We start from the raw sequence: 19,603 nt of genomic DNA, 5'->3' as shown, positions 1-19,603 counted from the left end.
ATGATGATGAATAAATTGACTGGCCTGGTTCTGCTGCTTCTGCTCGCCGCCTGCGACTTGAATCAGCCCAAGGCGCCGAAGCTGGAAGGCCAGTGGCAGTGCCGCAACGGCATCACGATCACCTTCAGCGGCCAGCAGGATTACACGGCTTCAAGCCCGGCAGGCGAATCAGCCGGAGTGTACAAGTTAACCGTGGGGGAAAACAACTATCACGGCATCGAGTGGAATCCCGGCGTCAAGGATGCCGAAGCGCCGCTGCCTTCCCGTTTCCGCTATTTCGAGACCGAAAGGCTGATCCGCCTGTTCTTCTACACGCATGAAGTTGAAGAGGCCATGCCTTGTGAGCGCAGGCCCTGATTTTTGCCGGAATGTTGATATGGATCAATGTGGAGTTTGCCATATGCCTACAATCTCTCTTTTGCAGGTGCTTTGCTCGTCTGTTGGCAATTAAATTATAAGGAGGGGATATGAAACCCATGGGGATTGCAACCGCCATCATTGGCGGGTGTTTCATGATTCACGCGCCGGTATGGGCCGAAAGCCCGAGCCAGGCGGCCATGCTGTCGAACACCTGTGCCGGCTGTCACGGCACCAACGGAACCAGTGCCGGACCAAGCATGCCCACTATCGCGGGCATGCCGGAATCCTATTTGCTGGATACCATGAAGAAATTCAAGAGTGGCGAGCGTCCTTCCAGCATCATGGGGCGTCTGGCAAAAGCCTATTCGGATGAGGAAATCAAGATGATGACGGATTTCTTCGCCAAACATCCTTTCGGGCGCAAGAAGCAGGATGTGGATGCGGCCAAGGTTGCCATCGGCAAGCAGATTCACGATCAGCGCTGCAAGAAGTGTCATATGGATAATGGCCGCGATTCCGAGGATAGCGGCATTCTGGCCGGACAATGGAAAGAATACCTGCAGATCAGCATGCACGAGTTCCGTTTCGGCAAGCGCAAGATGCCCGAAAAGATGGCGGAAAAAGTCGAGGGTGAAGGAAAGCTGACACCCGAAGAGGTGGAAGCCGTCATCCATTTTTACGCCAGCCAGCAATAAGGAGCCGATCATGAATCGCAGAAATTTCATTCAAATGGCCGGCATCGCCGCGGGTCTCAGCATGTCTTCCCTTTCAGTCATCGCCCGCGCGGGCGAAGTGCTGCCCAAGAAGGGCCGCCGCGTGGTGGTAGTGGGGGGCGGTTACGGCGGCACCATCGTGTCCAAATACATCCGCATGAGCGACCCTTCCATCGAAGTGGTGATGATCGAGCGCAACAAGACTTATGTATCCTGCCCGTTCAGCAACCTGGTGATCGGTGGCACCCGCGATCTCAATGACAACATGATCACCTACGATAACCTTGCGGCGAAGCATGGTATCCAGGTGGTTTACGATGAAGTGACCGGCATCGATGTGGCCGCAAAACAGGTCAGGGTCGGCGCCGGAACCATCAGCTATGACCGGCTGGTGCTCTCCCCCGGCATCGATTTCCGCTTCGATGAACTGGAAGGCTACGATCCGGTTGAAACGCCGAAATTCATGCCACACGCCTGGAAGGCCGGCGAGCAGACGCTGCGGCTGCGCAAGCAACTGGTGGACATGGCGGATGGCGGCACGGTCGTGCTCTCGGTGCCGGTGACCCCTTTCCGCTGCCCGCCCGGTCCTTACGAGCGTATCAGCCAGATTGCCTGGCACCTCAAGAACCATAAGCCGAAGTCCAAGATCATTGTTCTGGATGCCAATCCGGACATCGTGTCCAAAGGGCCTCTGTTCAAAAAAGCCTGGGAAAAGCACTACAAGGGCATCATCGAGTTCCATGCCGGCAACAAGGTGAGCAAGGTGGACCACAAAGCCATGACGGTGGATACCGGCGTGGAAGAGGTCAAGGGAGCCGTGATCAACGTCGTGCCGCCGCAGAAGGCCGGGGCGGTTGCCTACATGGCCGGTGTGGTGGGTGAGGACAAGAAATGGTGCCCGGTGAATCAGGTCACTTTCGAATCCACCCTGGTGCCCAATGTCCACGTGATCGGCGACGCCTGCAGTGCCGGGGCCATGCCGAAATCGGGCTATGCCGCCAACTCCCAGGCCAAGGTGTGCGCGCTCAACGTGGTTCAGCTGATGAATGGCAAGGAGCCGATTCCGCCTTCACACGTCAATGTCTGCTACAGCTATGTGACCGACAAGGAAGCCATTTCGGTCTCGGCCGTGTACAAGGTGGCGGAGGGCAAAACGATTGCCGTGCCCAATTCAGGCGGGGTGTCTCCTGATCTGTCCGAGCTGGAAGGCGTGTATGCCCGCAGCTGGATCAAGAACATCCTCTACGAAATGTCTTCCTGAATTACATTCAGCAAGTTTTTTGTTTCTCTCTCCCCGCCGCCTGGCGGGGTTTTTTTTGGGTGGGAGGTAAATTGAACCTGAAAAGCAGTTAACCGCAAAGGAACGGGTAGGAGCGGCGCCCTCGCCGCGATTGGCCGGTTGGATACTGAATCGGCCCGGGGCGGGCCTCCTACATCCCCTGGTGTATGCGGTGAAAAGAGTTCTCAGGATGATTATTTCTGCTGGTAACGGCTCGCCAGCGCTTCGCGCTTGAGATAGGTTTCGCGCGCCAGTTGTATGTCTTCGATGAAGTGCGGCAGCTCCTTCATCAGCAGGGCCTGCGGGCCGTCTACCAGCGCAGTGCCCGGCTCCGGGTGAAAATCCACCAGGATCATGTTGGCGCCGGCGATCACGCCCTGGGCGGTGACATGGAATACATCCAGCAAGCCGTCCGGGGCGCGTGAGCGGGCGCCGACCGAGTGGGACGGGTCGATGCATACCGGCATGCGGGTGAGGCGTTTGACCACCGGCACGTGGGCGAAATCCACGAAGTTGCGGTGCGGGTCGCCCATATTGGTTTTCATGCCGCGCAGCCCGAACACGACTTTCCTGTTGCCTTCCGAAGCCAGGTATTCGGCGGCATTGAGGGATTCGTCCAGGGTGATGCCGAAACCGCGCTTGAACAGCACCGGAAACTCCTGCTGGCGGCCGACGATTTTCAAGAGCTCGAAATTCTGCGTGTTGCGCGTGCCGATCTGCAGCATCACCCCGGTGGGATTGCCGGTCTGGTGCAGGGCCTCGCGGATTTCATCAGCATGGGATTCGTGGGTGATTTCCATGGCGATCACCTTGATGCCGTACTTGCCCGCCAGTTCGAACACCCAGGGCAGGCATTCCTTGCCGTGCCCCTGGAAGGCGTAGGGGCTGGTGCGCGGCTTGTAGGCGCCCATGCGGGTGCACACCTGGCCGTGGTCGCGCAGCGCCCTGAGCATCTCCTCCACGTGCTGCGGCGTGTCCACCGCGCACAGGCCGGCAAAGATGTTGAGCGTGTCCTGCCCGAAACGCACGCCGTTGTACTCGAAGTGCGTGGGCCGGTCGTCGTCCTTGTGGCGGCCCAGCACGCGGTATTCCTCGGAAACGCGCACGGCGCGTTCCACGCCCGGCAGGGTTTTCATGTCCTCAAGGGAAAGGGCAGCCGTGTCGCCGATCAGGTAGATTTCGGTGAGGGTCTGCCGGGCGCCCTGTTCGCGGTGGACCCGGGTGCGGATATTGGGCAGGGCATTGAGGCGGTCCATGAGCTGCCGGAATTCCGGGCTTTCGCTGGAGATGTCCTGGGCGAGGATCAGTATCATTTGGATGCTCCTTTAGCCATGCTGAATCTTAATCGCTTCGCAGCCGCTTTCGTCGCAGCGCAGATAGCCGCCCTGATCGTACCAGTCGGGCAGCACCCAGCGTTCGCAGCGATGCTGGTCAACTTCGTGTTCATGCCGCGCCGGACGGTGGGTGTGGCCGTGAATCAGGCGCGGATAACCGTGGTTCCTGAGCGTATTTGTAACAGATCCGGCGTTGACGTCCATAATTTCCGCGGTTTTCCGGCTTTGCGCCTGTTTGCTTTGCGCGCGCAGTTGTTCGATCTGGGCCTTGCGCTGGGCCAGCGGCTGGGCCAGAAAATTCGCCTGCCAGCCGGGCGTGCGGACCTGGGCGCGGAATGCCATGTAATCAGTGTCGTCTGTGCACAGGGTGTCGCCATGCATGAGCAGGGTCGGGGTGCCGTGAATTCTGATCAGGCTGGGGTCGGGTAATAACCGTGCGCCGCAGGCGGCAGCCAGGGCCTCGCCCATGAGAAAGTCGCGGTTGCCGTGCAGCAGGTAGATCTTCACGCCATTTGCATGCAGCCTTGCGAGTGCCTGGATTACCTGCTGGTTGAAGGGGTCGTGAATGTCGTCATCACCGGCCCAGTATTCAAACAGGTCCCCGAGGATATACAGGGCTTCGGCTTGTGGCGCGGTGCTGGCGAGAAATCCGGAAAAGGCGGAAGCGCTTTCCGGGTGATCCGCGCTCAGATGCAGATCGGAGATGAACAGGCTGTGAGGCATTTGGGTGAGGGGTGAGGGGTGAGGGGTGAGGGGTGAGGAGATACGCTGGTTTCCCCATTCCTCATCGCCCCTTACCCATTACCACCTAAACGGCCTCGGCGCTTTCGATGATCACTGGTTCAACCGGCACGTCCTGATGCCCGGCCTTGTTGCCGGTGCGGACTTTCTTGATCTTGTCGATCACGTCCTGGCCTTCCACGACCTTGCCGAACACGCAGTAGCCCCAGCCTTGTGGTGTTTCGGCGGTGAAATTGAGGAAGCTGTTATCCCCTGCATTGATGAAAAACTGGGAAGAAGCCGAATGCGGGTTGGGTGTGCGTGCCATGGCGATGGTGTAAATATCATTCTTCAGGCCGTTGGTGGCTTCATTCTTGATCGTGTCGCGCGTGGCTTTCTGCATCATGTCGGGCATGAAGCCGCCGCCCTGGATCATGAAGCCGTCAATCACGCGGTGGAAGATGGTGCCATTGTAGAAGCCGTCGTTCACGTACTGGAGAAAGTTGGCAACGGTTTCCGGAGCCTTTTCGGCGTCGAGATCGAGGGTGATGGTGCCAAAGTTGGTTTGCAGCTTAACCATGTTTTACGTCCTTTTTTCTGGAGAGGGGTTTCTTGGTGGGTTTTTTCGTCACGGCCGGCGGTGTTTCAGCCTGCTTCGTTTCTGCCGGGAAAATGGGGCTGATTTCCTCGATCACAATCTTTTCTACCGGCACTTCTTCCTTGAAAGGACCGCTGGCGGTGGTCGGCATGGCGCCGATCTTTTTCGCCACATCCAGGCCCTTGACGACCTTGCCGAATACGCAATAGCCATAATAGTCGGGCTCGGGCTTGTAGTGATTGAGGTGCAGGTTGTTGTTGAGATTGATGAAAAACTGCGCGTTGGCGGAATTGGGCTCGTAGCCGCGCGCCATGGCCAGCGTGCCTGGCTCGTTCTTGAGGCCGTTACTGGCTTCGTTGTCGATTGGCGGCTGGGTTTGCTTCTGCTCCAGCGCGGGGGTGAAGCCGCCACCCTGAATCATGAAATCATTGATGACGCGATGGAAAACAGTACCGTTGTAGAAGCCGTCCTGAACATAGTTGAGGAAGTTCGCGACTGTTTTCGGCGCCTTTTGCGGGTAGAGTTCGATCAGCATTTCGCCGACATTGGTTTTTATCCTGACCTGCGGATTGGTCGCGGCATGGGCGCTGAAGCTGGTCAGCAGGACCACAAGGGCCAGCAGGGAGCGGAAATGAGGCATGGGAACTCTCCTTGAAAAATATGCGGCTCTAAGCCGCGCCTTCGTACATGATGCGCCACTGGCCGTTTTCCAGCTGCCAGTACTGGCGTTTTTTCATGACATTGTTGAGGTTACTGCTCTGGTAGTCCTGGGTGAAAGTCACCACCATCAGATTTTCCTTGCCCGGGTACTGGAACAGGCTGACATCGGACATTTGTACCCGCAGTGCTGATTTGCCCGCATGGGCCTGGCGCTTCTGGGCGCTGAAGGCATTGAAATCCTGGCCGTTGGCGGAGAACTTGCCCGAATAATGGCTGAGATAGCGCTTGCTGTCGAGGCTTTCCCAGTCCCTGCGCCAGGCTTCCAGTTCGCCCTTGAAGCGTTCGCGCTGGCTGCGCCACTCTTCCGGGGTGACCCATTCCACCTTGTCGCTGATGATGACCGGGGTGAGGCCGGGCTGTAGCGATTTTCCCACATTGGTCATGTCGGGGTTGCTGAGCACCACACAGCCGTTGCTCGCCCGCGGGGCGCGGCTGTAGGTGTCTTTGGGCACGCCATGCAGCCAGATGCCGTGACCGCTCTTGCCTTGCCGTTTGTCCCATTCATTGGGGTAGTTGAGCGGGAAGGCGCCTACACCATAGAAATCGGTAAGTTTTTCTACTGGCAGGCTGGAGGTGACGAAATAAACGCCGAGCGGGGTTTTCTGGTCGCCCTCGCGAAATTTTTCGGCGCCGGCCTTGCCCTGGGTGAAATAGTAATCGCTGACATAGCGCGGTTCACCATTATTGTTTTCGAACAGATAGAGGCGTGAACGGGCGGTGTCCACCACGATGGCGTGGCGTTGTCCGGCTTGCATCTGCAGCAGGTATTTGGGGATTTTCCCCGCTGGCGGTTGTTCAAGGTGGCGTTGCAGGCGAACGCGTGCTTCATCCCGGAAATCGGCTACCTGTTCTGATCCCGCCCCATCCGCGCCGCCAAAGGACGTCAGCGGTTTCGCCCGCGCCATGAGCAGATCGCCGCGGATCAGATGGGCGAGTTTGAAATTGGGTTTGCTGTCGAGCAGCGCGTCAACGTCGCGCAGCGCGGTGTCGAGCTGGTTGTGCCGGATCTTGAGAAGAATGTTGACCAGCAGCGCTTCAGGGTCATTGCCGTGGCTGCGTGCATACTGCATGGGCGGCAACAGGTCACCCATCCCGCCGGCGGGTGCTGCGGCCAGCCCCAGCATCAGTAGCAGGAAGGTGCGCGTGAAGTAAGCCGGTTTGCCTTTAATCAACGTCCAATACGCTCTTCATGAATCAGCCATGCCCCGTCTGACTTGACCATCACCAGCGTTTTCCATGCCTCGCTGTTAAAGCTGGAGGCGCGATACTGCTGTTTGAAAGTGACTTTGGCGTTGCTGGCATCAAGCAGTTTGACCTCAGGTGAGGCGATAGTCACTGAAATGGACTTGGGTTTGTTGATCCGGTCGCGCCGTGTCCGTTCCCAGGTCTTGCGGCTTTCGCCTTTGGCGAGGACCAGATCCGGCGCATAGAATTTAAGATAGCCCGCCACGTTTTTTTCAGACCAGGCTTTGGCCCAGGCTTCGACAGTAGCCAGCACTACCGCATCATCGGCGCTCTTGGCTTCGGGGGCCGGTTTTTCCGCGGGTGTTTTTGTGGCTTCGGCGACGGGTTTGGCAACGGGCGCAGGTGCGGCTGCCAGGGGAATGCTCTTGGTGGCGGTTTCAGCCGGGGCGGCAGCTTTTGCCTGAGCGGCAACAGCAGGTGCGGCGGGTGGCGGAACGGTTTTTGCCGCAACATTCGGCTTGGCTGGCGGCTGGATGCCCTGTTTGGAGAAAATATCCTTGATCAGCGCCAGTTTGGACTGCGCATTGGCATTGCCCTTGTCCAGTTGCAGCGCCTTGTCGTAGGCCTGGCTTGCCATCTTGGCATAGATGTCGCCGAGGTTTTCATGTGCGGTGGCGTAGCTGGGGTGGGTGTTGATGGCCATTTCCAGCGCGATTTTGGCTTTCTCGTATTGCCCCTGGGATGCGTACAGCACGGCCAGATTATTGTAAGGTTCCGGCAACTCGGGATGATCTTCGGTAATGCTGGTGAAAGTCTTGATCGCATCGGCGATTTTGTTCTGTTCGGTCTGGATCAGGCCCTTGAGGAAGCGAATTTTTGCATCCTTGGGGTGAGTCGCAAGATAGCTGTTGGCACGCTCCAGCGCTTTTTCCTGCTGCCCCTGTTTATGGATGCGGCTGATTTCCTGTGCTTCATCAGCACGAGCCGCGGTGGCTGAAAGCAGGAGCGCTGCGATAAGAGCAGAGAAAATGGGGACCATGCTGGAACGGCTCATTGCTGAATCTCTTATTGGACGAATGACATGCGATTCTAGCAAAAACGGATGTTTAACGCCATTCCATGGATGCCGGGCAATACCGCCGGTTTACTCCTCCCTGACCCGGTACCAGGCGGCATAGAGGGCCGGCAGGAACAGGCAGGTCAGCGCGGTGGCGATGATCAGGCCGCCCATGATGGCCACGGCCATGGGCCCCCAGAAGATCTGGCGCGTCAGGGGGATCATGGCCAGCACCGCTGCCGCCGCCGTCAGGGTAATGGGCCGGAAGCGCCGCACCGTGGAGCCGACGATGGCTTCCCAGGTGCTCTTGCCGGCCTTCTCGTCCTGGTCGATCTGGTCGACCAGGATCACCGAGTTGCGCAGGATCATGCCCATCAGGGCGATGACGCCGAGCTGGGCAACGAAGCCGAAGGGCACCTGGAATGCCAGCAGCGACAGGGTGACGCCGATCAGGCCGAGGGGCGCGGTCAGCAATACCATGATGGTGCGGCTCATGCTCTGCAGCTGCATCATCAGCAGGGTGATCACGCCGATCAGCATGAGCGGCATCACGGCCTGGATGGATTTCTCGCCCTTGGCCGATTCCTCCACCGTGCCGCCCATCTCGATGCGGAATCCCGGCGGCAGCTGGGCACGGATCGGATCAAGCTGCGGGTCGAGGCGGGCCGACACCGCCGGGCCCGTGGTATTGCCGGCCAGGTCGGCGCGCACCGTGATGGCCGGCAGCCGGTCGCGCCGCCAGATGATGCCTTCTTCCAGCACCGGCTCCAGCCTGGCCACCTGGGCCAGCGGCACATGGCGGCCGCCAGTCGTGGCGATGTCGAGGTCAGGCAATCCGTCGAGAGAGTCGCGGTTGACGCCGCTGCCGCGCCAGACCACGTCGATCAGCTGGTCGCCTTCGCGGAACTGGGTGATGGCTGCGCCCTTGAGCCAGGCTTGCAGGGTCAGCGCCATGTCCTGGCTGGAAACGCCCAGGAGGCGCGCCCGGTCCTGGTCGATGGCGACGCGCACGCTCTTCACCTTCTCGTTCCAGTCGAGGTGGACATCCTGGAGGTCGGGGTCGGCACGCATGACCTCCGCCACCCGCCCGGCAATAAGCCGCAACTGCTCCAGATCCTCGCCCATGACCCGGAACTGCACCGGGAAGCCCACGGGAGGGCCGTTTTCCAGGCGCAGGACGCGCGCCCGCAAGCCGGACCAGGCGCCATCGTCGCCGGTAAAGCGTTGTTCCAGGCGCTGCTTCAGGTCTTCGCGTTCCTGTACGCCCTTGGTCACCACCACGAACTGGGCGAAGTTGTCGTTGAACAGTTGCTGGTCCAGGGGCAGGTAGAAGCGCGGCGCGCCATTGCCCACGTAGGCGGACTGGGCGGTGACGGCTGGATCGTTTTCCAGGATTTTCTCGACCCGCCGCACCTCGGCCTCGGTGGCCTTGAGGGACGCGCCCTGGGGCAGCCACAGCTCGATCAGCAGTTCGGAGCGGGAGGAGGAGGGGAAAAACTGCTTTTTCACCACCGTGCCGAAGACGAATATGGATGCCAGGAAGATGATTAGCGTGGCGAGGATCACGCTCTTGCGGTGGCGCAGGCACCACACCACCAGGCTGCGGAAGCGCAGGTAGAAAGGCGAGCCGTAGATGTCGCCGCCGTGCTTGCGGCCGATTTCGGCCAGTTTTTCCGCGTTGAGCAGCTTGTAGCCCAGGTAGGGCGTGAACACCACGGCCACGATCCAGGACGCCAGCAAGGCGATGGTGACCACGGCGAAAATGGAGAAGGTGTATTCCCCCGCCGCCGATTGGGCAAAGCCCACGGGCGTGAAGCCGGCCACCGTGATGAGCGTGCCGGTGAGCATGGGAAAGGCGGTGGAGGTATAGGCGAAGGTGGCGGCCTTGAACTTGTCCCAGCCCTGTTCCATTTTTACCACCATCATTTCGGCGGCGATGATGGCGTCGTCCACCAGAAGGCCCAGGGAGATGACCAGGGCGCCGAGCGAGATGCGCTGCAGGTCGATGCCGAAAATCTTCATCAGGAAGAAGGTCACCGCCAGCACCAGGGGAATCGACAGCGCCACCACCGTGCCGGTGCGCCAGCCCAGGGAGAGGAAGCTCACCGCCAGGACGATGGCGATGGCCTCGGCCAGGGACTGGGCGAAAAGCTGGATCGACAGCTGCACGATCTCGGGCTGGTCGGCCACCGTATGCACCTCGATGCCCGCTGGCAGGTCGGCTGTCAGCCGGCTCATGGCCGCCTTGAGGTTCTCGCCCAGGTGGATGACGTCGCCGCCCTTGTCCATCACCACGCCGATGCCGATGGCGTCCTTGCCGTCCACCCGCATGCCCGGACTGGCCGGATCGGCGAAACCGCGCTTCACCTCGGCGATGTCGCCGAGGCGGAAGTGCCGCCCGGCAACGGCCAGATCGGCGTCGCGGATGCCGTCCACGGTGTCGAAGGGGCCAGTCACGCGCAGGCGCACCCGGTCCGTTGCGGTCTCGATGAAACCGGCGGCGGCCACCGCGTTCTGGCGCTGCAGCGCTTCAAAAACCTGGTTTGGCGCCAGCCCCAGGGCGGCGAGGCGCTCCGGCTTGACCTCGATGTAGATCTTTTCCTGCTGCACGCCGATCAGTTCCACTTTCTTCACGTCGGGCACGCGCTTCAGCTCCCGCGCCAGGCGGTCCGCCTCCAGGCGCAGGGCGGCAAGGTCGAAGCCGTCCCCGGTGAGAGCAAGGATATTGACCTGCACATCGCCGAACTCGTCGTTGGGAAACGGCCCCTGCACGCCGGCGGGAAAGGTGTGGCGGATATCGTCCAGTTTTTTCCTTACCTGGCGCCAGGCCTCCGGCACCTCGGGCTTGGGCGTGTAGTCCTTGAGGATCACGAACACCATGGACTCGCCGGGCTTGGAGGCGGAGCGGAGCACATCCACCCAGGGCGTTTCGGAGAGCTTTTTCTCGATGCGCTCGGTCAGTTCCAGTTCCACCTCGCGCGCGTCGGCGCCGGGCCAGAGGGTGCGCACCACCATCACCTTGAAGGTGAAATCCGGGTCCTCGGCGCGGCCCAGCTTGAAATAGGACAAGGCACCCGCCGCCATGAGCACGATGATCAGGTAGAGCACCATGGACGGGTGCGTCAGGGACCACTCGGAGAGGTTGGGGGCTTTCATTCTGGAAACTTTGATTGAACCACGGAGATCACTGAGGGCACGAAGAAAAACACGCCATGATGGAAGAAGTTATTGGCGCTACCTGACAGGTGTGGCGCGAAATCGGCATAACACTTCATTACTCCGTGTTCTCCGTGAACTCCGTGGTTGGCTTGTTCCGGGTTCATGGCGCGATCCGCACTTTCTGGCCGGCACTCAGCTTGTGCACGCCAACGGCGACGATGCGCTCGCCCGGCTGGAGGCCGGCGGCAATTGCCGCGCCCGCGTCGGTGTAGCCCGCCACCGTCACGGGCTTGAGGCTGACCGTGGCATCGCTGCCCACGGCCCAGACGGCGAAGCCCTGTCCTTGCTGGAACAAGGCGGCCAGGGGCACCACGAGGGCAGGGGTGGCTTGGGTGGTGAAGCGCACGCTGGCCGTCATGCCCAGGGCAAGGCCCGCATCGGCATCCAGAATGGAAACCCGTGCCGCATAGGTACGGGTCGCCGGATCGGCCGCAGGGGAAAGCTCGCGCAGCCGCCCCTGGTAAGCCCGTCCGCCGCTCCACAGGCTGATCTCCGCCGTCATGCCCGGTTTCAGGTCAATCACGCCGGCCTCGGGTACGGCGATAGCGACTTCCCTTTCCCCGTCCCGGGCGATGCGCAGCACCGGCTGCCCGGCGCTCACCACCTGGCCGGGTTCCGCCAGCACGGCGGCGACGACGCCGGCATGATCGGCGTTCAGGGTCGCATAGGCGGCCTGGTTGCGCGCCATTCCTGCCTGGGCTTCGGCGGACGCCAGGGCTGTTTCCCTGGCCTCCAGGGCGGCGGCGCTGACGAAACTCCGCGCATGGAGATCGCGGTAGCGTTTGGCCTCGGCCAGGGCCAGGGCGCGCTGGGCTTCGGCCTGTCCGGCAGCCAGGCGGACATCGGCGGGATCGAGGCGCGCCAGCAGTTGCCCCGCCTTGACGGCGGCACCCACATCCACCTTGCGTTCCAGTATCTTGCCGCCGATACGGAAGGCCAGTGAGGTTTCGTGGCGGGCGCGCACCTCGCCGCTATAAGCGCGCCCGGCGCTGGCGGCACTCTGGCTGACAAGATGGGTTTTCACCAATACGGGCGGCGGCGGGGGGGGTGAAGACTCCTGGCTGCAAGCGGTGAGCAGAACGGCCGCGAGAACCGGCAGAAAGACAGGCTTCATGGGGATCATATGCCAACAAATGACTGAATAGCCGACAATTTGCGCATTGCCGGGGGCGGCTGTCAAGTGGCAATGCGCGGCCATCAGGCATGATGGGTGCGCGGATGACGGTGTTTCTCGGGTTAAATCGGCGCGTTCAATCCGACCGGTTGGGGTGCGGACAAAGGTGTCAGCGGGCAAACATGGCAATAACGGCAACGAGGTGATTGTGTCATGTCAAGACTTGACCCCTTTTTTGCCTTTTTTGCGCTCTAACGCAAAGCTCAGCCGGGGAGGGCCACGTCGCGGCCTGAAGTCGGCTGCAACGACGTGTTATACAACTCGCTCCATTTTTCACAGATCAGTCGATACAGCCGTACTTGTTTTCCATGAAACGCGACCTCCTGAAAACTACAGAACCCGGACTTTTCGGCCACTCGCAGTGATGCAACATGTTCAGGCTCGATAATTACCACTACAGACTGACATTCCTTACTTTCAAACGCATAGGCGAGGACAGCTCTCGTCGACTCAGTGGCGAAACCTTTCCCCCAGTACCGCCTCGCCAACCGATATCCGAGATTGATCTCTTCCACATCTCCGACTCGCTCCGGGCCTACCCCGCAGAATCCAATAAGGGCGGACGTTTCCTTTTCGATAAGAGCCCACGGACCAATACCATGCGATTCGTAGCAAGCCAAGCACCATTCTACAAATCGTCGAGTAGCCGCCTCGTCGTAGACACCACGCACGGAATGCTTCATGACTTCCGGATCGCTAAGAATCTCTGTCAGTGCAGGCACATCGCCCAAGGTCAACGGCCTGATCCGCATTCGTGCTGTCTCGTTAATCAGTTCCATCCCTTCCTTTCCGCATCATAATCAATGAATCAATGGGGTCAGACTCGATTGATTCTGAAATTGTATCCGCTACTGTAACCAATGCATCCGGGCCCATAAAGCCCCACACTATCAGTTAATACCAATGTCATCAACCTGGGCATGGCTTCTCGGCGCTAAGCCATTACCATGCAAGGGGTCAGTCTTGACATGGCGCTATCGCCTCGTGCCCTATTGCCATGGCCCAAAACGGAGTTAACAGCCCTTTCGTAGCTGTTATGTCAAGACTTGACCCTTGAGCCGAAGACTTGACCCTTGAGCCGCATGCGCCGCTCCGCCAGGCTGGTGGGAAGCGGCGAATTTCAACAGCCTGATAAGCCTTTTGGACTAGGTCGCCCGCAAAACCGCAAAGAAACCGCCATCGCCCGTTCATCTCCACTAGCCACAGTGGCAGGTTGCGGGCGCACACCGCGCACGCGAGTCAATCCACATTCTTGGGAGTACCTCCATGCAGAAACACAGCAAATTCGCCGTGGCCCTGGCCATGGCCGCCCTGGCGGGCGTCACCTCCATGGCCCACGCCGACCGCGATGGCCGCCACCACTTCGAGAAGCACGATGCGAGCGTGCAACTCGGCCCCCGTCCCTTCTACCTCGTCGAGGGCATGGAAGAGGGCAAGCTGAAGGAGCGCCTGATGCAGTGCCAGGGCGGCCCCTTCTACCGCACCGACTTCTCCATCGCCCACCGCGGCGCGGCCATGCAGTTCCCCGAGCATTCCGACATCTCCTACCGCGCCGGCGCGCGCATGGGCGCGGGCATCGTCGAGTGCGACGTGAGCTTCACCAAGGACGCCGAGCTGGTGTGCCGCCACAGCGAGTGCGACCTGCACACCACCACCAACATCGTCGCCACCGAGCTGAACGCAAAGTGCACCGTACCCTGGACCGGCCCGGTGGGCGTCAACCCCGCGCCGCAGTGCTGCACCAGCGACCTGACCCTGGCGGAGTACAAGTCCCTGGATGCGAAGATGGACGCCAGCAACCCCAAGGCCACCACCGCCGAAGGCTACCTGGGCGGCACCGCCACGTGGCGCACCGACCTCTACACCGGCCGCGCCAACGTGTTGACCTTCAAGGAGAGCATCGCCCTGAACCAGGAACTAGGCGTGAAGCACACCCCCGAGCTGAAGGGCGCCAACTACCAGGACCGCGTCGATGCGATCTTCGGCGGCCAGGAACAGTACGCGCAGAAGTTCGCCGACGAGCTGGAGGCCGGTGGCGTCAAGCCGCGTGAGGTCTGGACCCAGTCCTTCAACGTCAACGACGTGTTCTACTGGATCGACAACACGAAATACGGCGAGCAGGCGGTGTATCTGCTCGACTACGATGCCGCCAAGGACGACATCGTGATCCAGGCGCCCTACGACGCGATGGACCGGATGGCGTACTTCAAGCTGCTGAAGCAGCGCGGCGTGCGCGTCATCGCCCCGCCGATGCCGGCCCTGCTGGCGCTCGACGGCAGCGGCAACATCGTGCCGTCGCAACTGGCGAAGGACCTCAAGGGCATGGGCTTCGACATCATCACCTGGACCTTCGAGCGTTCCGACCTGCGCCAGGGCGCGGCGAAGGGGGGCTACTACTACGACTTCGACCCGACCGGCAAGGCGATCAAGACCGACAGCGACATGTACAAGGCGCTGGACGTGCTGGCCAAGCGGGTGAAGATCCTCGGCATCTTCTCCGACTGGCCCGCCACCGTGACCTACTACGCCAACTGCATGGGCCTGAAGTAATCAGACCCCGCGCAACGGCGAAGGGCAGCCTCCGGGCTGCCCTTTTTCATTCCCGACTTTGCAGTGCACCGGTGCAGTGCACCGGGGTCACACAGGCACACAGGCACCCAGTGCACCGGGGTCAGGTCTTGCAAAATCACATTATTTCTCATACGAGGGGTCACACATGCATACGAGCATGCGAGGGGTCAAGTCTTGACATAACAGCCATGAAAGGGCTGTTAACTTCGTTTTGAGCCATGGCAATAGGGCACGAGGTGGTAGCGTCATGTCATTGACCCCTGTTGGTACTATGGGCACTGAACTTCCAGCGGCGCCAGGTCGACAGTGGCAACATGCGGATTACCCACGCCACAGCCATCGTCGCCGGATATTTGTCCCTTGATGGTGGTTTTGACAGAGTATTTCGGCGGCAGAAAGGTCGGATTGACCTTGCCCTTGGTGCGCACATATTCACATGCCTTGGTCCGGACCAGTTCCCCCAGATTATCGACAGGGTAGTTTTGCACTCCGTTGGAACGGCATTCGTCGGGTACTTGGGCCGGGTTCTTCGCATGGGCTTTCATGCACGCCATGAGGGCCTCGCTGGCGCGTTGCCGGCAACGATTCGGAACCAGCTGACCACAGCCGCGACGCGCCGTGAAGCCGTTTTCTGTTCCGGCGCCAGCGATATCGCCGATGGCAACCAGCCACTGCCCCTGCTCGTTGTTGACCGAACTCAGATGGAAGGAGTAATAGGCACGACAACTGCGCTCGATCCCGTCAGAGTGGGCGGCCGGAGCGACCATCATAAAGCTGGCGCAGATAGCGCCCAGCCTGGCAATAGTCATTAGCGTTTTCATGTTCTTCTCCTTGTGATCGTCTGGTGGTTTGCGCTTCCCGCTCATGCCAACATCTGTTTTCAGTATAGTCCAAAAAAATACGCAAAAAAACGATGCGGAACTGGAGATTCTGAGGACTATTTGATATCTCTGCTGTGAGAATAACTCGTTTGCGTGCCACCGCTTTTTGACCTGCCGGCCAAACTCGCTGCGCGAGCGCCGGGGTTTTTCGGGTAAAATCGGCGCGTTCAATCCAATTAGCCAAAGCCACCCTCATGAGCAGCGAGCGCGAACCCGTCCCCCATTTCATCCGCAACATCATCGAAGATGATCTCAAAAGCGGCAAACATCAGTCCATCGTTACCCGTTTCCCGCCGGAGCCAAACGGTTACCTGCACGTCGGCCATGCCAAGTCGATCTGCCTCAACTTCGGCCTGGCGCTGGATTTCAAGGGCAGGTGCAACCTGCGTTTCGACGACACCAATCCGGAGAAGGAGAGCGAGGAATATGCCCTCTCCATCCAGGACGACGTGCGCTGGCTGGGCTTTCAGTGGGATGGCGAGGTGCGCTGGGCGTCGGACTATTTCGCTGCGCTGTATGGCTACGCGGTGGAATTGATCCAGGCCGGCAAGGCTTACGTGTGCGATCTGACGCCGGACGAAATGCGCGAGTATCGCGGCACGCTCACCGCGCCGGGCAGGAACAGTCCTTACCGCGAGCGCTCCGTGGCGGAAAACCTGGACCTGTTCGCGCGCATGAAGGGCGGCGAGTTTCCCGACGGCAGCAAGGTGTTGCGCGCGAAAATCGACATGGCCTCGCCCAACATCAATCTGCGCGACCCGGCCATCTACCGCATCCGCCGCGCCCACCACATCCGCACCGGCGACCAGTGGTGCATCTATCCGATGTATGACTACACCCACTGCATCTCCGATGCGCTGGAAGGCATCACCCATTCGCTGTGCACGCTCGAATTCGAGGACCATCGCCCGCTTTACGACTGGGTGCTGGACAACATCACCATCCCCTGCCACCCGCGCCAGTATGAGTTTTCGCGCCTGGAGCTGCAGTGCACCATCACCAGCAAGCGCAAGTTGAACCAGCTGGTGAGCGAAAAGCGCGTATCCGGCTGGGACGACCCGCGCATGCCGACCATCACCGGCATGCGGCGGCGCGGCTATACTCCGGCGGGGATACGCGAATTCGCGCGCCGCATCGGCATTTCCAAGAGCGATAACGTGATCGACATGGCGGTGCTGGAAGGCTGCATCCGCGAGGACATGGAAACCAGCGTGCCGCGCGTGATGGCGGTTTTGAATCCGCTCAAGGTGGTGCTGAGCAATTTCGTGGCGGGCGAAACCCAGTCGCGCGAGGCGGGTTTCCACCCCAATCACCCCGAATTCGGCAGCCGTGAAGTGCCGATTGCGCGCGAGATCTGGATCGAGGCCGACGATTTCAGCGAAACGCCTCCCCCCGGCTGGCAGCGCCTGGTGCCGGGCGGCGAGGTGCGGCTGCGCTACAGCTACGTCATCCGGTGCGATGAAGTGATCAAGGACGCAGCCGGCAATGTGACCGAGCTGCGCTGTTCGCTGGATAGCGAGACCCTGGGCAAGAATCCGCAGGGGCGCAAGGTCAAGGGCGTGATCCACTGGGTTTCGGCCGAGCATGCGCTTCCCGCCGAGATTCGCCTCTACGACCGCCTGTTCACCGTGGCCCGACCGGACAGTGACAGGGAACGCGATTTCTGCGACTTCATCAATCCCGATTCGCTCGCCGTGGTGCAGGGCTGGGTCGAGCCCTGCGTGCGCGATGCGGCGCCGGAAACGCGCTATCAATTCGAGCGTCTGGGCTATTTTTGCACGGATCGCCGCCAGCACAGGCCGGGCGAAAAGCTGGTGTTCAACCGCACCGTGGCGCTCAAGGATACCTGGGCTAGCACAGCCGGATAAAATGTTCTGTTTGCAGCGCGGCATTTTGCCGCATTCTCGCTATCGCCCCGGCGCTTTACCATCTGGGGGTTCTTTTTTTTCCACTCAAGCAAGGAGTAATTCATGAAATTGACACTATCGACACTCGCAATTGCAGCGGCGTTTGCAGTCGCCGCCCCGTCATTCGCTGCCGGCACTGCCGCCGACAATGTGACAGTCAGCGACCCCTATGTGCGTCTGGCTCCTCCGGGGCAGATGGTTACGGGTGCTTTTCTCATGTTGAAAAACAATGATGACAAGGACCACAAGGTGGTCAAGGCTGACAATGCCGCGTCCAAGGTCACCGAGCTGCACACCCATACCATGGAAGGCGGCATGATGAAGATGCGCCAGGTCAAGGACATCGAAATCAAGGCCAAGGGCGAAACCGCGCTCAAGCCGGGCGGCCTGCACATCATGCTGATTGATCTCAAGCAGCCCCTGAAGGAAGGCGAAAACGTGGCCATTAACGTCACTTTCGAGGACGGCAGCAGCAAGAAATTCGATGCCCAGGTGCGCAAGCCCCAGGCGGCAATGCCAGCACCGATGCCGATGGATCATGACCACAAGGGCATGAAGCACTAAGAGTATTTCCCCGTTTGACAGCTTGAACAGGATGGCTCAGGATTCCGGGCCTTCCTGTCATTCTCCCTTCTTCGCCATGTCTGATTTCTCCGCTTTTCTCAACCGCCTGCACAAGAACGCCCGACACTGGGGCAAGTGGGCTCGTCGCCAGGGCATTTCCTGCTACCGGGTTTACGACCGCGATGTTCCAGAGTTTCCTCTGGCAGTCGATGTTTACCATGATCAGGCGCACTTGCAGGAATTCGATACCGGCTGGCAGATGCCCGACGAGGCGCATGCCCTGTGGGTGGAAAGCGTGCGCGAAAACGCCGCGCAGGCGCTCGATCTGCCGCTGCGGAACATCACCTACAAGCTGCGCGCGCGCCAGCGTGGCGAAAGCCAGTACGAAAAAACCGGCACGACGGGCGAGGATTTCGTGGTGGAAGAGGGCGGGCATCGCTTCGTCGTCAACCTGGCCGCATATCTCGATACCGGGCTGTTTCTCGATCATCGCAACACCCGGCGCATGGTGCAGGAACGCGCGGCGGGCAAGCGCTTCCTCAATCTCTTCGCCTATACCGGCAGCTTTACCGTTTATGCGGCTGGGGGAGGCGCGGCCAGCTCGGTGACGGTGGACATGAGTAATACCTATCAGGACTGGTCGCTGCGCAATTTCGAGCTCAACGGCATGGACTTGAAGCGGCACAAGCTGGTGCGTGCCGACGTGTTTGCCTATCTCGAACAGGCGCGTGCTTCAGGGGAAAAATTCGAGCTGATCGTGATGGACCCGCCGAGCTTCTCCAATTCCAAGAAAATGCAGGGCGTGCTTGACGTGCAACGCGACCATCCCCGTCTGATCAATGCCTGCCTGGAACTGCTTGCGCCGGGAGGCGAGCTGTTTTTCTCCACCAACCTGCGCAGCTTCAAACTCGACAGTGCCGCGCTGGCTACCCGTCAGGTCAAGGATATTTCCGCGCAGACCGTGCCCGAAGATTTCCGCAACAAGAAAATCCACTACTGCTGGCTGATCACGGCCTGATCAATCTCCATCCCAGGACTGAAACAACAGGAAACCCGGCAATACGCCGGACAAAAAAAAGCGCGGTCCATTTCTGAACTGCGCTTGAAATTCCACCAAATTTTTGGAGGATGGAGGAGACAACACAAAAAACTCAAAAGGGGATATGAGTGTTTCCGTGTGAATTAGAATTATCTAATATAATAATTTACTGCGCAAGTTTTTTAGGGTTTATTCAACCCAGATTGTTCATCGGGATGCTCGTACATGCAGGAGCGCCGCCCCTACAGCTGTGTTCTGGCCCTAACGGATAATCTGGGTTCA

The 19,603-nt window shown here is 60.0% G+C and carries 18 protein-coding genes; 7 read left to right on the top strand and 11 right to left on the bottom strand.

What is annotated here, in order from left to right; all coding sequences use genetic code 11:
* The 3 genes from WC392_11600 to WC392_11590 all read left to right on the top strand — a co-directional run bounded on the left by WC392_11600 (position 1) and on the right by WC392_11590 (position 2,334).
* Positions 1–357: a hypothetical protein gene (locus WC392_11600; GenBank protein ID MFA5243008.1), complete on the top strand. Its 357-nt coding sequence runs from the start codon at positions 1–3 to the stop codon at positions 355–357.
* A gap of 110 nt (positions 358–467) precedes the next feature.
* Positions 468–1,055, top strand: coding sequence for a c-type cytochrome (locus tag WC392_11595; protein ID MFA5243007.1), 588 nt, complete (start codon positions 468–470; stop codon positions 1,053–1,055).
* Positions 1,056–1,065: 10 nt separating this feature from the next.
* The gene (locus WC392_11590; GenBank protein ID MFA5243006.1) at positions 1,066–2,334 is read left to right on the top strand and encodes an FAD/NAD(P)-binding oxidoreductase; all 1,269 of its coding nucleotides are present in this window, start codon (positions 1,066–1,068) and stop codon (positions 2,332–2,334) included.
* A gap of 212 nt (positions 2,335–2,546) precedes the next feature.
* Here the strand turns inward: WC392_11590 and WC392_11585 are convergent, their stop codons facing one another.
* From WC392_11585 to WC392_11540, 10 genes are all read right to left on the bottom strand, one after another.
* Positions 2,547–3,665: a 3-deoxy-7-phosphoheptulonate synthase gene (locus WC392_11585; GenBank protein ID MFA5243005.1), complete on the bottom strand. Its 1,119-nt coding sequence runs from the start codon at positions 3,663–3,665 to the stop codon at positions 2,547–2,549.
* Positions 3,666–3,677: 12 nt separating this feature from the next.
* A complete protein-coding gene (locus WC392_11580) occupies positions 3,678–4,409 on the bottom strand; it encodes a UDP-2,3-diacylglucosamine diphosphatase (protein MFA5243004.1) in 732 nt (243 codons plus the stop codon).
* A gap of 85 nt (positions 4,410–4,494) precedes the next feature.
* The gene (locus tag WC392_11575; protein ID MFA5243003.1) at positions 4,495–4,986 is read right to left on the bottom strand and encodes a peptidylprolyl isomerase; all 492 of its coding nucleotides are present in this window, start codon (positions 4,984–4,986) and stop codon (positions 4,495–4,497) included.
* Positions 4,979–5,644, bottom strand: a complete 666-nt coding sequence (locus WC392_11570; GenBank protein ID MFA5243002.1) for a peptidylprolyl isomerase — start codon at positions 5,642–5,644, stop codon at positions 4,979–4,981. The genes WC392_11575 and WC392_11570 overlap by 8 nt, the downstream gene beginning before the upstream one ends.
* 28 nt (positions 5,645–5,672) lie before the next feature.
* Complete coding sequence (locus WC392_11565) at positions 5,673–6,896, bottom strand: L,D-transpeptidase family protein (protein MFA5243001.1); 1,224 nt, start codon at positions 6,894–6,896, stop codon at positions 5,673–5,675.
* Positions 6,893–7,963 carry a tetratricopeptide repeat protein gene (locus WC392_11560; GenBank protein MFA5243000.1) on the bottom strand — a complete coding sequence of 357 codons (1,071 nt, stop codon included), beginning with the start codon at positions 7,961–7,963 and terminating at the stop codon, positions 6,893–6,895. The genes WC392_11565 and WC392_11560 overlap by 4 nt, the downstream gene beginning before the upstream one ends.
* Positions 7,964–8,053: 90 nt before the next feature.
* On the bottom strand, positions 8,054–11,122 hold the full coding sequence (locus tag WC392_11555) for an efflux RND transporter permease subunit (GenBank protein ID MFA5242999.1): 3,069 nt from the start codon (positions 11,120–11,122) through the stop codon (positions 8,054–8,056).
* Positions 11,119–11,289 carry a hypothetical protein gene (locus WC392_11550; GenBank protein ID MFA5242998.1) on the bottom strand — a complete coding sequence of 57 codons (171 nt, stop codon included), beginning with the start codon at positions 11,287–11,289 and terminating at the stop codon, positions 11,119–11,121. The genes WC392_11555 and WC392_11550 overlap by 4 nt, the downstream gene beginning before the upstream one ends.
* The gene (locus WC392_11545; protein ID MFA5242997.1) at positions 11,286–12,299 is read right to left on the bottom strand and encodes an efflux RND transporter periplasmic adaptor subunit; all 1,014 of its coding nucleotides are present in this window, start codon (positions 12,297–12,299) and stop codon (positions 11,286–11,288) included. Before WC392_11545 ends, WC392_11550 begins: the two co-directional genes overlap by 4 nt.
* Positions 12,300–12,562: 263 nt before the next feature.
* Positions 12,563–13,138 (bottom strand): GNAT family N-acetyltransferase, encoded by a 576-nt coding sequence (locus tag WC392_11540; protein MFA5242996.1) that lies wholly within the window; start codon positions 13,136–13,138, stop codon positions 12,563–12,565.
* Between the two features lie 487 nt (positions 13,139–13,625).
* On the opposite strand from WC392_11540, the gene WC392_11535 reads away from it, so the two are divergent.
* Positions 13,626–14,909, top strand: coding sequence for a glycerophosphodiester phosphodiesterase family protein (locus WC392_11535; GenBank protein ID MFA5242995.1), 1,284 nt, complete (start codon positions 13,626–13,628; stop codon positions 14,907–14,909).
* Positions 14,910–15,199: 290 nt separating this feature from the next.
* Here WC392_11535 and WC392_11530 read toward each other — a convergent pair whose 3' ends face one another.
* Complete coding sequence (locus WC392_11530; protein ID MFA5242994.1) at positions 15,200–15,751, bottom strand: hypothetical protein; 552 nt, start codon at positions 15,749–15,751, stop codon at positions 15,200–15,202.
* Between the two features lie 254 nt (positions 15,752–16,005).
* Between WC392_11530 and WC392_11525 the strand changes: the two genes are divergently transcribed.
* From WC392_11525 to WC392_11515, 3 genes are all read left to right on the top strand, one after another.
* A complete protein-coding gene (locus tag WC392_11525; GenBank protein MFA5242993.1) occupies positions 16,006–17,679 on the top strand; it encodes a glutamine--tRNA ligase/YqeY domain fusion protein in 1,674 nt (557 codons plus the stop codon).
* 102 nt (positions 17,680–17,781) lie between these two features.
* Positions 17,782–18,282: a copper chaperone PCu(A)C gene (locus WC392_11520; GenBank protein MFA5242992.1), complete on the top strand. Its 501-nt coding sequence runs from the start codon at positions 17,782–17,784 to the stop codon at positions 18,280–18,282.
* Between the two features lie 31 nt (positions 18,283–18,313).
* Entirely contained in the window at positions 18,314–19,300 is a 987-nt protein-coding gene (locus tag WC392_11515; protein ID MFA5242991.1) for a class I SAM-dependent methyltransferase, read from the top strand.
* The last annotated feature ends 303 nt before the right edge of the window (positions 19,301–19,603 follow it).

The sequence above is a fragment of the Sulfuricella sp. genome (assembly GCA_041651995.1).
Lineage (GTDB): Bacteria > Pseudomonadota > Gammaproteobacteria > Burkholderiales > Sulfuricellaceae > Sulfurimicrobium.
Note: the sequence above shows the minus strand (reverse complement) of the source record. Positions and strands in the feature narration are given on the sequence as shown.

Excerpts from the sequence above, each read along its gene's own strand:
- WC392_11600 (MFA5243008.1), top strand. The coding sequence starts at position 1 with ATGATGATGAATAAATTGACTGGCCTGGTTCTGCTGCTTCTGCTCGCC.
- WC392_11595 (MFA5243007.1), top strand. The coding sequence starts at position 468 with ATGAAACCCATGGGGATTGCAACCGCCATCATTGGCGGGTGTTTCATG.
- WC392_11590 (MFA5243006.1), top strand. The coding sequence starts at position 1,066 with ATGAATCGCAGAAATTTCATTCAAATGGCCGGCATCGCCGCGGGTCTC.
- WC392_11585 (MFA5243005.1), bottom strand. The coding sequence starts at position 3,665 with ATGATACTGATCCTCGCCCAGGACATCTCCAGCGAAAGCCCGGAATTC.
- WC392_11580 (MFA5243004.1), bottom strand. The coding sequence starts at position 4,409 with ATGCCTCACAGCCTGTTCATCTCCGATCTGCATCTGAGCGCGGATCAC.
- WC392_11575 (MFA5243003.1), bottom strand. The coding sequence starts at position 4,986 with ATGGTTAAGCTGCAAACCAACTTTGGCACCATCACCCTCGATCTCGAC.
- WC392_11570 (MFA5243002.1), bottom strand. The coding sequence starts at position 5,644 with ATGCCTCATTTCCGCTCCCTGCTGGCCCTTGTGGTCCTGCTGACCAGC.
- WC392_11560 (MFA5243000.1), bottom strand. The coding sequence starts at position 7,963 with ATGAGCCGTTCCAGCATGGTCCCCATTTTCTCTGCTCTTATCGCAGCG.
- WC392_11555 (MFA5242999.1), bottom strand. The coding sequence starts at position 11,122 with ATGAAAGCCCCCAACCTCTCCGAGTGGTCCCTGACGCACCCGTCCATG.
- WC392_11550 (MFA5242998.1), bottom strand. The coding sequence starts at position 11,289 with ATGAACCCGGAACAAGCCAACCACGGAGTTCACGGAGAACACGGAGTA.
- WC392_11545 (MFA5242997.1), bottom strand. The coding sequence starts at position 12,299 with ATGAAGCCTGTCTTTCTGCCGGTTCTCGCGGCCGTTCTGCTCACCGCT.
- WC392_11540 (MFA5242996.1), bottom strand. The coding sequence starts at position 13,138 with ATGGAACTGATTAACGAGACAGCACGAATGCGGATCAGGCCGTTGACC.
- WC392_11535 (MFA5242995.1), top strand. The coding sequence starts at position 13,626 with ATGCAGAAACACAGCAAATTCGCCGTGGCCCTGGCCATGGCCGCCCTG.
- WC392_11530 (MFA5242994.1), bottom strand. The coding sequence starts at position 15,751 with ATGAAAACGCTAATGACTATTGCCAGGCTGGGCGCTATCTGCGCCAGC.
- WC392_11525 (MFA5242993.1), top strand. The coding sequence starts at position 16,006 with ATGAGCAGCGAGCGCGAACCCGTCCCCCATTTCATCCGCAACATCATC.
- WC392_11520 (MFA5242992.1), top strand. The coding sequence starts at position 17,782 with ATGAAATTGACACTATCGACACTCGCAATTGCAGCGGCGTTTGCAGTC.
- WC392_11515 (MFA5242991.1), top strand. The coding sequence starts at position 18,314 with ATGGCTCAGGATTCCGGGCCTTCCTGTCATTCTCCCTTCTTCGCCATG.